This is a genomic window from Parashewanella hymeniacidonis, from assembly GCF_016900895.1.
GTDB classification, from domain to species: Bacteria; Pseudomonadota; Gammaproteobacteria; order Enterobacterales; family Shewanellaceae; genus Parashewanella; species Parashewanella hymeniacidonis.
The window spans coordinates 19,701-33,402 of sequence record NZ_JAFEUN010000018.1 but is presented as its reverse complement, the minus strand read 5'-3'; the positions used below and the strand labels follow the sequence as shown (position 1 = coordinate 33,402).

11 protein-coding genes are annotated in these 13,702 nt (G+C 39.5%); 2 read left to right on the top strand and 9 right to left on the bottom strand.

From position 1 onward, the window contains the following. Positions 1-533: 533 nt before the first annotated feature. The 3 genes from dapB to JQC92_RS05735 all read right to left on the bottom strand — a co-directional run bounded on the left by dapB (position 534) and on the right by JQC92_RS05735 (position 2,760). Positions 534-1,346, bottom strand: a complete 813-nt coding sequence (gene dapB, locus JQC92_RS05745) for a 4-hydroxy-tetrahydrodipicolinate reductase (RefSeq protein WP_204998752.1) — start codon at positions 1,344-1,346, stop codon at positions 534-536. Positions 1,347-1,433: 87 nt separating this feature from the next. Next, a complete protein-coding gene (locus JQC92_RS05740) occupies positions 1,434-2,051 on the bottom strand; it encodes a BamJ family beta-barrel-assembly machinery protein (RefSeq protein ID WP_204998751.1) in 618 nt (205 codons plus the stop codon). A gap of 127 nt (positions 2,052-2,178) precedes the next feature. Continuing rightward, the gene (locus JQC92_RS05735; protein WP_204998750.1) at positions 2,179-2,760 is read right to left on the bottom strand and encodes a hypothetical protein; all 582 of its coding nucleotides are present in this window, start codon (positions 2,758-2,760) and stop codon (positions 2,179-2,181) included. 520 nt (positions 2,761-3,280) lie between these two features. On the opposite strand from JQC92_RS05735, the gene JQC92_RS05730 reads away from it, so the two are divergent. Further along, the gene (locus JQC92_RS05730) at positions 3,281-3,658 is read left to right on the top strand and encodes a DCC1-like thiol-disulfide oxidoreductase family protein (protein WP_204998749.1); all 378 of its coding nucleotides are present in this window, start codon (positions 3,281-3,283) and stop codon (positions 3,656-3,658) included. Positions 3,659-3,670: 12 nt separating this feature from the next. Here JQC92_RS05730 and JQC92_RS05725 read toward each other — a convergent pair whose 3' ends face one another. From JQC92_RS05725 to JQC92_RS05700, 6 genes are all read right to left on the bottom strand, one after another. Continuing rightward, complete coding sequence (locus tag JQC92_RS05725) at positions 3,671-6,217, bottom strand: hypothetical protein (RefSeq protein WP_204998748.1); 2,547 nt, start codon at positions 6,215-6,217, stop codon at positions 3,671-3,673. A gap of 307 nt (positions 6,218-6,524) precedes the next feature. Then, on the bottom strand, positions 6,525-7,322 hold the full coding sequence (locus JQC92_RS05720; protein WP_204998747.1) for a DUF1338 domain-containing protein: 798 nt from the start codon (positions 7,320-7,322) through the stop codon (positions 6,525-6,527). Between the two features lie 111 nt (positions 7,323-7,433). Next, positions 7,434-8,894, bottom strand: coding sequence for a succinylglutamate-semialdehyde dehydrogenase (gene astD / locus JQC92_RS05715; RefSeq protein ID WP_204998746.1), 1,461 nt, complete (start codon positions 8,892-8,894; stop codon positions 7,434-7,436). A 35-nt stretch (positions 8,895-8,929) separates the two neighbouring features. Next, the gene (astA, locus tag JQC92_RS05710) at positions 8,930-9,949 is read right to left on the bottom strand and encodes an arginine N-succinyltransferase (protein ID WP_204998745.1); all 1,020 of its coding nucleotides are present in this window, start codon (positions 9,947-9,949) and stop codon (positions 8,930-8,932) included. Between the two features lie 76 nt (positions 9,950-10,025). Then, entirely contained in the window at positions 10,026-11,243 is a 1,218-nt protein-coding gene (locus JQC92_RS05705; protein WP_204998744.1) for an aspartate aminotransferase family protein, read from the bottom strand. 315 nt (positions 11,244-11,558) lie between these two features. Further along, complete coding sequence (locus tag JQC92_RS05700) at positions 11,559-12,473, bottom strand: alpha/beta hydrolase (RefSeq protein ID WP_204998743.1); 915 nt, start codon at positions 12,471-12,473, stop codon at positions 11,559-11,561. A 134-nt stretch (positions 12,474-12,607) separates the two neighbouring features. On the opposite strand from JQC92_RS05700, the gene JQC92_RS05695 reads away from it, so the two are divergent. After that, positions 12,608-13,702: a cupin domain-containing protein gene (locus tag JQC92_RS05695; RefSeq protein WP_204998742.1), complete on the top strand. Its 1,095-nt coding sequence runs from the start codon at positions 12,608-12,610 to the stop codon at positions 13,700-13,702.

Below are 13,702 nucleotides of genomic sequence, written 5' to 3'. Positions count from 1 at the left end.
TCGTTATAAGGATTCACGGCACAAAAGTCTCCTACTTGAAGCGGTTTTACTTCTTCGGAACCCGGCACGATTTTATCGTCTTCGACTTGAGCGAGATGCAATTGCCGTAACCATTCACCAGCCCCGTATTGACTTTTCAAATAAACAGTGAAACTTACTTGCGGGGTGGTACTTGTGTCACAAAACAATGGCAAGCTTGTAGTTATAAATGCCAATAAACGGGAGTTTGAGATTGTCAATACCCCTCTGGTGAATGCTTACCAATTGCCCACTTCCTTTGATGATCACAAAAAAATCAAAATCTCCAAAGTTATGATAGTGGGTTGTTGCGGGACGGTTTGGCGACATTTCGAAAGTAGTTACAGCATAATCCACAAGGTGAGCTCTGAGTAGGCCAGTACCAGTGGTATCTTTTTATTGTTGTAAAGCGTCGAAAATATTAATGGCAGGGAGATTATTCTGGTGCATATCTCGTTTCCATACTTTTGCTGACATTGTCAAAAGTATGGAAACGAACTATCTGACTTGCTTATTTATTTTAAGCCTAATACTTGCTGCATATCATAAAGGCCTTCGGGTTGATTCACCAACCAAAGTGCTGCACGCATTGCACCTGTTGCATAAGTCATTCGGCTTGAAGATTTATGAGTAATTTCTAAACGCTCGCCTAACGTTGCAAACAAAGCTGTGTGATCACCGATAACATCACCCGCTCGCACGGTTGAAAAACCAATGGTTTCTCGATCACGTTCGCCTGTTATTCCTTCACGACCATAAACAGCACAGTCATCGAGATTGCGATTTAATGTTTCTGCTATCACCTCGCCCATTTTAAGGGCTGTACCTGAGGGAGCATCTTTTTTATGGCGATGATGAGTTTCAATGATTTCGATATCTGATTGTTCACCGATAACTTGCGCCGCAGTCTCGAGTAACTTCCACATCAAGTTTACGCCAACAGACATGTTCGGCGCGAGTACAATGCGAGTATTTTTAGCCGATGCAGCAATCATGTGCTTTTGCTCATCGGAAAATCCTGTAGTACCGATAACGATACTCTTATGATTTTGTTGGCACCACTGTATATGCTTCATCGTTGATTCAGGAGAAGTAAAATCTATAAGTACATCAAAGTCATCACGAACGGCGTCTAAGGAATCATTGACAGCAACATGTAAAGTACCAACGCCAGCTAACTCCCCAGCATCTGCACCAATTAACGTTGAACCTTGCCGTTCGATCGCCGCACCTAATTGAATGTGTTCATCGTGTTTAGCTGCCTCTACTAATACGCGGCCCATTCGTCCAGTAGTGCCAACTAATGCGATACGAACTTTGCTACTCATGTTATTTACCTTTCTTCAAACGAAAAAAAACGCCAATAAAATATTGGCGTTTACAGTAACTGATCTGTGCTTAAAAGCACAGAAATATTAAAGAATGTCTAATAGTTCAACTTCGAAAACTAGAGCTGAATGTGGAGGGATAGAACCACCTGCGCCACGCTCACCGTATGCTAATTCTGAAGGAACGAATAACTTAAGTTTAGTTCCAACTGGCATTAGTTGTAATGCTTCAGTCCAACCAGCAATTACACCTGATACAGGGAATTCAGCTGGTTGATCACGAACTACAGAACTATCGAATACTTCACCATTGATGAATGTACCGTGGTAATGAGTACGAACTGTTGAATCAACAGTAGGCTTCTCACCTTCACCTTGCTTAAGAACTTCATATTGAAGGCCTGAATCAGTAACAATAACTTCTTCACGCTTAGCATTTTCTTCTAAAAATTTAATGCCTTCAGCTGCAGCAACTTCTGCTTTTTCTTCAGCTTCTTTTTGCATTCTTGAGTTAATTTCGTTGAACGCCGCTTCTAAGTCTTGATGAGAAACTTCACTTGCTTCACCAGAAAATGCAGCTGCTAAACCAGCTTGTACTGCAGAAATTTCCAAACCTTCAAATGGTTGTGCAGCAAGTTGCTGACCCATTTGTAAACCAATACCATAGCTTGCTTGCTGCTCAACAGTGGTGTATTTATCTGACATAAGACTATTTTACTCATCAGTTATTTAAAAAATGACTAGCGATTCTAGCATAGCTGTTACACGAATACTGCTATTTCGTTCAAGATTGGTTATGTAAGAATTCCACTTTCTAAATTTATTACTTTTGTTAACCACGATCGTGAGGCTTAACTTCATTTTTCATTACTTTCTTTACAGCTTCATCTCGTTTTCTTTCCGTATATGTCAGTAAAGTTTTTGCATTTATTTCGATTTTTTTACCCTCTCGTTTTAACTGTGAATGACACGCCATTTCAGCTGTTCTTAATTTAGTTTCGATTCTTCCTAGATATTGTTGATACTCAAAATGGGTTAACGGTTTCTCTCCCGGGGCAGCCTTATTCGTATCATGGGCTAACATTTTACTTCGGGTACTATAAACATGTTCACTCAATGTACTTCTGATGAGTAACAAGTTTTCAGCCAGCTTTATAACTGAATAAGGAACTCTAACTTTTCGTCTGACTTCCTGGAGTTCAACCTGTTTTTCTTTTACAAGTGCCTTAGAAGGATGCCTACTATGAAAAGATAAGCATATCTCTAATATGTCATCGTCAGGTTTGTCTGCAAAAAACGGTTTACCTGAAAGCGTAACCGTTTGTGAATTTCGGGATTGCTCTTTCCTACTCTCCTTCAACGGCTGCATTTCAAACTGGTAAATAGGCTTGGAAGAAGCTTGAGGTAATGCCATTTTTTTCTTCATGAAAGTTTAATGATGCTCAAAATTACACAGAAACCTCAAAACGAACAGTTAATTATTATTTATATAAAAATGTAATATAACAGCCTGAATGCTTATTCTTTATACAATTAACTTTTAACGCTTTACTTACTGATGTTTTGGAAAGTTTAATTTCAACGTGATGAAAAAACTTCTTACTCAAAATCGACTCTTTAGCCTAGAAACATCAATTGGCACGTACTCGAGCACAGAAAAAATTGTTGATAGCAAGGCAAAACGTGCAGCAAGAAGTTACTCTATTTGCAAATGTTCCAAGACAGCTAGCGGCAATTTTAGCGAACTTGTGAGCATGAAGCGTTTCACACTAAAGGTGAAGTCAGTTAGTTAAGTAACATTCTATTTTCTAGAGAGTTATACCCATTACAGAAATTGGTATTATCGGTCTACAAAGCGTTCAACTGATGTTTCTAGGTTTAATGCTTTTTAACCCAAGCCTATAATCAATCAAACAGTTCGAGTTGAATAGAAAATGAAAACAATTGATCAAATTAAAGTAATTTATGATGGTGAATGTCCCTTCTGTAAGCATTTTGCTTTAAAGAGAATTATTGAAAAGAAAGGCATTGAATTAACGCTGATTGATGCTCGCAGCTTAAGTGAGAAGCAACTCGACTACTATCGACAACAAGGCTTTGATTTAAACAAAGGTATGTTAGCTGAATTTAAAAAGCAAACGTATTATGGCAACGACGCCTTGATGCTGTTAATTAATTTAAGTAAACATTCAAATTGGTTATCGTCAATGATAGAACAAACTTATAAGAAAGTAAGTAGCCCTTCTTCATACAAATTACTAGTAAAGTTAAGATTTATACTATTAAAATTATTACAAAAGCGAGTACTATAGAGTAATCAAAAGTTAAAGTTTTAATTCATTTTCATTAAACCCGTCTGGAAATAACTCCCGAAGTAATTGCTCTCTGAAAATTGGGCTGCCCTTACCCATCCCTTTAGTAAACGACCAACCAAATTCATCAACACATTTAGAAACAGGCCATTTAATGACAGTTGTATAGTCACCAACTTTTATTCTGTAGGTTACATTTAACATGTCACCATTGTCGGACTCACTCAGCTCCCCTTTTATGTAAAAAAGCTCACTAATACTTTTTAACTGAACTTTCAATTCATCTAATGCCGCTTGTCGCAATTTAGACGAGACCACTTTTCCACCTTGAGTTTTCCCATGATCGCCTTGCACTTCTCTTACATATTCTTTTTCTGACTGTTTTAACTTTCTTGCAATACTGTGTATTGCGAGTATTTTTGCGACTTCCTCCCCATATACCTTCACACCAATTGCAGCCATATGTTTTTCTTTGGCATCAGCGCTACCTAACAAAGCTTCAAAAGCTTTTAAAAATTCAGTTCTTATTATTTTAACATTTTTGAGACCATCTGCCCAATTCATGCCAAATGGTAATTCTTGTTCCATTTTCAATAACAACTCTTTAGAAATACACGACATATCTATGTCATCCAAAATACGCATACTCTCCGTTTTCAATGACTCGAGCAAACGACTTTGCTGCGGTTGAAGAACCCATTTACTAGGCATATCCTCAAAATTTTGTAACCTTTTTACACCGAAAACATGCATTGAGAGTTCTCTGCTTAACTCTAAGTCAACGCCTGCCCCCAGCACATGAATATGACCAGTAGCTTCAAACCGTGAGTTGTCGAATTTAATATCAATTTTAAAAGATTTACAAAAATAATATAGGCTCATATAGGCGCTAAATTGTTTCACCCATGAACAAGAGGGTGAACTCATTAAAATAAGATCATGGATAACACTCTCAACAGTTGCGACTTGAAACTGTTGTTCATAATATTTGTCATTACCCTTAGCTTCAGGTCTAAGGCCTTTGTAATTGACTATAGACATGTCTTGTTTCCCTTGCCTCTTAGGCATGTATTTATCTAGAGTACCTCCCCAATTTGCTACTTCATCAATACCTTTAACAATGTTTTCTTGTGTATTAGCCATTTCAATGACTGGCACCATGAAAACTTTATTGTTTATTTTTAATGCTAATATCAATGTTGATCCATTTTCGTTTTCAATATCCAATTTTTCAAGTGTCACTTCGAGACCACAAAACCTTCCGATTTGGCTTAACCTTCCAATCATAAGATTTTTAACTGATGCAGGGTAATCACCGAGCAACACCCCTAAAGAATCAGATATATGTGACTCCATTAAATGGCAAGGAAGATGCAGTTTTTTCAGCTCTCTTCTAGCAGTTTCCAATCTAATTTGGTTCACTACAAGTCGTTTTTCTTCAGACCAACCTTTGATGCCTTTCGGGTAGATACCTTCGGGGTAGGTGAGTAAAGCCCCAGAGGGGATACCGTAGTGCCTTTCACAAGCTACTAAGTTATTTAATGATGTAGCATGAAAATCAGGCGCCTTTTCTGTCGGTTTTACTGAGGATGATTTTCGTTTCTGAGACACAAAAACAAGATCACTAGCCTCAACTGTAACAAAACCGTTATCTTCAGGTAGTAAACGAGACCTCGGTATATTGTCACTTTTTAGTGCTGTATCTGGGTTGACGTAAGTAGCTCCATGAGTCTGCGAGGGAACTTCCGATTGTTCAAATGCTTGGTATTCTTTTTTAGAATTAAAGAGTGTGTCCCTAAACCATCTCATAGGTTTAAATTCATTTTTTCTTGCTAGGCTAGCTTTAGACGTTTGCACAGCACTTGCATCTTTATTTTCACCTGATTGTTTCTGATGAAAAGTCTTTGTGGAATCACTTTTTTTGGGTGCTATTTTTGATGATTGATTATCTTGCGTATTAACTTGATATTGATTAATTTTATCTTCGGATAGCTTTACAACATTTTCACACGTATAAAAAAAGTTACCCGCATTTCCTACAGAAAGCCCTGCTAAAACAACGTCCTCCCCTGTCTTAGTTCGATAAACTAAGGCATATCGATTACTTGCGACTTTATTTTGAGGATTACTCTTTTCAAATCTCAACCTATCTCTTGCCTCTGGTAAATAGTCGGGCAAACAAACTACAGACATGTACAACTCATCGTCACTTGACATCTTACTATCTAAAGTCTTTATAAGTTGTTCGAAGTGTATTTTATTCTCCCGACTAACACCCAGCTTTTGATACATTTCATTAGAGATATTATTGTGTTCAAGAATGAGATATGGACGTTCACCTTGTTGAAGAAATGTAGATTGTGTTCTTGATGGTTCTTGTTGATAGTGTTTGTATTCTGGTTTTACGGCAGTATGCTCCAACGGTGAACCTAAATGGTCGTATTCTATATTTCTTACATCTCTATTATTTACTGCCGCCATAAGTATGTCCCCACGCAAATCTTTAAATATACTTGGCATCTTACAACTAATAAAAAGAACTAAAAAATTAATGTTCATTAATTTTTAGAAAGTAAAATTCGATCAAAATGTTGGCTGCACCGTTAAAATAACTTCCCCTCCGAAGGTAGCAATATTGCTTTACAAAATGCGTTAACCCTTTCTTCTGGTTACAATCATAGAGTCTAAATTGTGATAAAGTTCAAGTGCGGTTTAAGCTATAAAAGAAGAATGAGCTTATAACCAGTATTCATAAAATGGTTCACTCAGCTGGAGTTAAAAAGATTTAGGTAAAGGCGAATGGTCGATATGTATTTAAATTTAACATAGAGGCTTAACTTTGCGTCAAGCCCTATGAAACAAGCAATTACTTAGCATTAGTGCTTTCAAAGATTTTATCTGCTGACGCAGCAACAAAACCTGTATAAATCTCACCATCTGCTTTTGGATAACGAAGTGCAAACTCATAGAAGCAGCTTGGAATTTCCACTTCTTTATCAGCAAACTTAAGGTTGATTTTGTCAGCCATCGTTGAAGATTGTTCAAGTAGAACGTCTTTCGAACCTTTGATTTCGCCGCCTGCACTATTTAAAACAAAGTCGCCGTCTTTCAGTGCTTGGTTAACTTCAACAATAGTGTCATAACCAGGTAAATGGTTAATTGAAACAGTGAAGTGATTTGCACGGTAACCAAATGCAGCAACCCAAGCCGCATACTCACTTTCTTCAAGTAGGCGCTCGTAAGTTGAAAAATCGACACTCCAGTGACGACCAGAGTATAAGAAGTTTTCAGCCTTTGTAGCTTCAACTTCTATAGGCTCAACAAGACCTTTGATGATGGTTTGTACTTCTTCACTGAACTCTTCAACTAGCAACTCAGAGATAAATACCTTTGGCTGCGTTGAATCAGGATGTTCAAAGTGCTTAGCTTTTAGTTTTTTCGCTTCAAATTTGTAATCGCCGCAAGGTTTGTAACCTAGAACAAGTAAATGTTCAGCTAAAACATCAAGGTTAACCTTAGCGATGTTGAAGGTACGGAAAGCAACATGATCATTCATGATCGCTTCGCCTTTGCCTAAAAGTTTCTGAACTTTAGCAGCAGAGGGTGTCATTTCAACATAATCTTGCCACAGTGCTTCAAACAATGAATTTACATCAGAGTGCATCTTTAACTCCTTTAAATCAGATGCTTTGTAACTTTTAAAAATAAGGTTTCCCTTTCTTAAATGTTACAAAGGCAAGCTAACGCTTGCCTTATTTGTAGAGGAATATTGTCGTTACAGCGATAAACCTGGGCTTAATGAAGCAGGCAGATTTACGCTATCGGCTTCAACGGAAGCTACAGGGTAAGCACAGTAGTCTGCTGCATAGAATGCTGACGCACGGTGGTTACCTGAAGCACCAACGCCACCAAATGGCGCAGCACCAGAGGCACCAGTAATTTGCTTGTTCCAATTAACGATACCTGCACGAATACGAGCTAAGAAGTAGTCGTAATCTTCACGACTGTCTGCCAAGATACCAGCAGACAGACCATATTTGGTATTGTTCGCCATATTGATTGCGTCATCAAACTCTGTGTAACGAACCACTTGCAGCAATGGGCCAAAGTATTCTTCATCTGGTAATTCAGCAACATCAGTTACTTCAATTAGACCAGGAGAAACTAAACCTGTACCTTCTTCAAGATGTTTAAGCTCAACTAAAGACTTACCGCCCATTGCGACTAAGTTTCCTTGAGCTGCAACCATACCTTTGGCTGCACCTTCAGAGATCATTGACCCCATAAATGGTTGAGGTAGCATGTTCCAAGGGCCAACTTGAATTTGCTTAACTGCATTCGTTAACTCAGCGACTAGCTTATCACCCGCTTCACCTTGCTCAACGTATAAACGACGAGCACAAGTACAACGTTGACCCGTTGAGATGTAAGCTGACTGTAAGATTTCATGAACAGCTGCTTTCGTGTCTTCTACGCCCTTAACGATCAATGGGTTATTACCGCCCATTTCTAACGCTAAAATTTTACCTGGATGGCCTGCGTATTGTTCATGCAGAATATGACCAGTACGAGAACTACCAGTAAAGAACAAACCGTCGAGTTGCGGGTGAGAAGCCAATGCCTTACCCGTTTCAACTTCGCCTTGCACTAAGTTAATCACACCTTTTGGCAAACCTGCTTGTTCCCAAGTTTTCAACATCAATTCAGCAACTTTAGGCGTAAGCTCAGATGGTTTGAACACAACAGTGTTACCCGCAAGTAATGCAGGAACAATGTGGCCATTCGGCAAATGGCCAGGGAAGTTATAAGGGCCAAACACAGCAACCACACCATGAGGCTTATGACGTAAAACGGCACGGCCAGCTGGTATATCACTTTCAGAATGACCAGTACGCTTGTTATATGCTGCTACTGAAAGGCCGATTTTGCCGATCATTGCGCCAGCTTCAGTTGCGGTTTCCCACTGAGGTTTACCCGTTTCTTGTGCAATCGTTTCTGCGATTTCAGCTTTATTCGCTTCAAGCGCATCACGATAAGCTTTAACAATCGCTAAACGGCCTTCAAGACCAAGCATGAACCAATCAAACTGTGCAGCACGTGCCGCTTCAACAGCTGTGTCAACTTGTGAAGGAGTCGCACTTACACCGCTCCATACCGTTTCTTTATTTGCAGGGTTGGTTGAAGCCATTTCATGGCCTTCGCCAGCAACCCACTGACCATTAATAAACTGTGTCATTTTTTAATACCTTACTCACAAGCTTAAATCGCAACTTACATTGCAAGTATGCGAATTTGCTCGCCTTCATTTACCATTAAACCGTCAGCTAATTGAGGACTTATCACAACATCATCACTTTCTTCTGAAACAGACAGATAAGCTGATGTTGCTCGATAATCGGCTAACTTGGTATTTGAAATAATGAATTTTGATTCTGATGCTGGCGTATGGCCAACACGAATAGTTAATAGACGGCTTTCTTTAACAGAGCGAATGTTTTCAAGTTCACACTCAACCGTTGGGCCACCATCAAAAATGTCCACGTAGCCACGATATTGCAGACCTTCCGCTTCAAGCAATTTTAATGCTGGGCGAGTTTTATCATGAACCACACCAATCACTTCTTGCGCTTCTTTTGGCAACAAGCATGTGTAAACTGGGTTACGTGGCATCATTTCAGCCATAAAGGCCTTTTGCCCTAAACCAGATAAATAGTCCGCTTTGACAAAATCAATGCCTAAGAAATTCTCTTGTAACCAACCATAAAATGGTGAATTACCTGCTTCATCTGATACACCACGCATTTCTGCAATGACTTTGTCGCCAAAGCGGTGCGCATGTTGTGCTAAGAATAAGAAACGGCTTCGAGAAAGCATACGACCATTGTTATCTTTACGGTATGAATCTCTCAAGAACAAAGTACAAAGTTCGGCAGCGCCAGTGTAATCGTGACAAAGTGTTAAGGTTTGAACACTATTATGAACATCGATTTGCTCTGAGTGATAAACCTCGGTACCAACACGATAGTGATAAAACGCATCAATTAGGCCAACAGCTGCTTCAAGTCCACAAGTACCAACAACTTCGCCAGTATCAGTGTCTTCAAGCACCATTAAGTAGCCTTCATCGTGAGGCTTATCAATGTCTTTTATAAAGGATGCTTCTGCTCTCGCAATTTTATTGCGAAGCAAGTCTTCATTGACAGGTAAAGACGTAAATCCGTGACCCGACTCTTCAGCTATCCGCAATAATGCCGCTAAATCTGAATGTCGAATTGGACGAATGATTAACATCTTAAGTCCTCCAAACGTGGTTAATTAAGTGGACACAACAAAAAGGCACAACTTGTTGGGTGCCTAGTTTTTCAACTTAACCTGCAACAACTTTTGCTACAGCACGCTCAAAGCGCTCTAAACCTTCTTTGATATCCGCTTCAGGGATAACCAATGATGGAGTGAAACGAACCACATTTGCGCCAGCAATAAGGCTCATTAGACCTTCACCAACAGAAGCAACGAGAAAATCACGTGCACGACCTTCAAACTTGCTGTTCAGAACTGCACCGATTAATAGGCCTTTACCACGTACTTCAGAGAATACGTCGTACTTATCATTGATCTTAGTTAGTCCTTCACGGAACATTTGCTCACGTTGCTTAACGCCAGCGAGTGTTTGTTCGTTATTTACTACTTCAAGAACCGCATTACCTACCGCACATGCTAACGGGTTGCCGCCGTATGTAGAACCGTGAGTACCAATTTTAAGGTGCTTAGCGATTTCAGTAGTTGTAAGCATTGCAGCGATAGGGAAACCACCACCAAGTGCTTTAGCAGAAGTTAAAATATCAGGCACAACATCAGTGCTCATGTAGGCAAATAATTCACCTGTACGGCCAACACCAGTTTGTACTTCGTCAAAAATAACTAATGCGTTGTGCTTATCAGCAAGGCTACGAACCGCTTTTAGGAATTCAGGATCAGCATCGATGATACCGCCTTCACCTTGAAGAGGCTCAAGCATAATTGCACAAGTATTATCTGAAATTGCGGCTTCTAGTGCTGCAACGTCATTGAAAGGCAAGTGAGTAATTGATTGTGGCTTAGGGCCAAAACCATCAGAGTATGCCGCTTGACCGCCAACACTTACAGTAAAGAAAGTACGGCCATGGAACGCTTTATCAAAAGCAATGATTTGATCTTTTTCAGCACCAAATTTGTCAAGTGCATAACGACGAGCTAATTTAAGTGCAGCTTCATTCGCTTCAGCACCAGAGTTAGCAAAGTAAACTTTTTCAGCAAAAGTAGAACTTGTAAGGCGAGTTGCAAGCTCTAATGCAGGCTCGTTAGTCATAACGTTAGCTAGATGCCAAAGCTTGTTGCCTTGCTCTTGCAATGCACCAGTAAGTGCAGGGTGACAATGACCTAAACAGTTTACTGCAATACCACCAGCAAAATCGATGAACTCTTTACCTTCTTGATCCCAAACGCGACTGCCTTCACCTTTAACAGGAATTACTGCTGAAGGTGCATAGTTAGGCACCATTACTTCGTCGAATTGGGCTCTAGTAAGATTCTTGTTACCGCTCATACAATCTATCCTTTGTTATTATTTGCAATGTTCACCATTGCGAAGAATCACCTATTTTTCTGATAGTTAGATTACTCTAGTGGCGATTCGCTTGTTTAAATTGCTCTCATTATGATTCAAAGTGTGATCTAAATACCAGTTTTAAAACATGAATTATTCACTTTTTAAACGGTTGATGCATAAAAAACTGCATATATGAATTTATGAATCGCATATAGGTGTATTTTTATGCATAATTAATCACAATTATTTTTCATAATGCAAACACTTGAACAACAATGATTTTAAACGCACAAAGAGTGATATCTTAGTCACTTAAACAGGGAGGCTTTCTTTAATAAATCGATAGATTTGCTTTCTTGCTCTTGCTGCTTCAGGCAAAACTTCAAACAATGGAAAGACATGTGGCATATCTGGGTAGAAGTGCCCTATTATTTGGCCGCCTTCATGCTCAATCTTATTAACAAGGCGAACAGAATCTTGCAACAGTAATTCTTTTGTACCTGCAAATACCATGATGGGAGGCGTTCCATTAAAGTCACCCACAATTGGTGATGCCCTCTCATTCATCGGGTTTTGTCCATCGAGGTAAGCACTTCTTAAACGAAACAAAGATTCAACGGTAAAAAACGGGTCTTCTGAAGCTAGCGTTTCTTCCGCATCCCCGAGTAATGCAAGATCTAATGCTGGAGAGATCAACACACAAGCTTTAGGCTGAGTTAAACCTAATCGCTTGATATCGAGTAACAATGAGGCACTTAGATTACCGCCTGCAGAATCTCCCATCACGATAATCGGTAGCTCAGGGTGCAATTGGGTCAATTTTTTATAGGCTTCAAGCACATCATCAATAGAGGCAGGGAATGGATGCTCTGGTGCTAACCGATAATCAGGAATAAAGGCATCTAAATCACACTTATGCATAACATCAGTAATAAAATGAGCATGAGAATTAGGTGTTTTAAAGCAAAAGCCTCCTCCTCGAACATAAAATAATGCTGCCTTAGGCGGATTCGTTGCACCTTTGCGTTTGTAAATAAGCATACGGCAGTTCGATAACTCGAGTCCGTCGCTGGTTAAATCTTTAGGCCAACTTTTCCAGCGTTGATCCAAGTTCAACATACGTTTCCGTACCTCTGATATTGGCACTTTTGATTTACCACGGCTGATCGACGGCTTCGCTACATAGGAGAGTATTAAGTTGAGAATATTGGCTTGCCAACTGGACATAAAGAATCACCGATTTCAATCTGTTAATGCATAAGTTTAAAATACCATACCATTAAACTTGGCTGAACAAGGATTGCAAAACATTCATCTGGAGTTCAATATTTAAACATCGTTTATCAATGTAGTGGCTGAAATTGCTTAACACTGAAGATTCAACTCCAATTATGTATGCCGATATTTTACTTCCCAGTAAGGACTTAAATGGTAACATTGCTTTCTTTATTCAACATCTCAATTTTAAATTAGAGAGTATCTATCCAGCTGATAACCCTAGAGTAGCGGTTCTATCCGGTTTTGGCATTAAACTTGAAATTGATACTCAATGTGATGCCCCTTCCTCCGCTATCGTAATAGATGTAACCGAGGAAGTGATGAGTAGATTGGACTCTGATTCGCTAGTTGCACCTAATGGCACACAAATTACCTTTCGTAAGCCAAGCAAAATTGAAGCAAAAAACACTCCGATAGCCTTCTGTGTTAATCAAGCTAAAGATAATGATAATTGGATAACTGGCCGAGCTGGGATGCTCTATCGTGATTTAATTACTGAACGCCTGCGTGGAAGGATCATCGCATCACACATTCGGATCCCTAAGGGAGGCCCAGTACCTGATTCAGTACATTATCATAAAGTTGAATTTCAGCTCATTTACTGCCTCAAAGGCTGGGTAAAAGTGGTTTATGAAGACCAAGGTGAACCATTCATTTTTAGTGCTGGAGATTGTGTGATTCAACCACCAGAAATTCGTCATCGAGTATTAGAGTCTGGTGATGAGCTCGAAGTCTTAGAACTGAGTCTTCCTGCCAGTCATCTCACCTGTTTTGACCATAATATGACGTTACCGAATAACAGTTTTAATCCAAGTCGGTGCTTTTCTGGCACTCAATTTGTGCATCATATCGAATCACAAACGCAGTGGCTCGCACAAGCAGACTCAACTATGCTGCTGCAACATACAGGGATAGGTAAAGCCACAAGCGGCTTGGTCGAAATACAAACTCTTAAGTCTGCTGCCAGCGAATGTGCTATGACATTCAAACCGTCAGCAACTGCATTTGTCTTTATCAGAAGTGGCGACATAGTGTTAACGAATAACCAAGATATGAAACCGTACCAGCTGAGTAGCAATGATGCCTTTGTTTTACCCGCAGGGACTGACGTTTTGATTGAAGCGAGCGAGAGTCGCTTCGAGTTAATTACAGCGATATTCTTTGATATCGCTAAATAA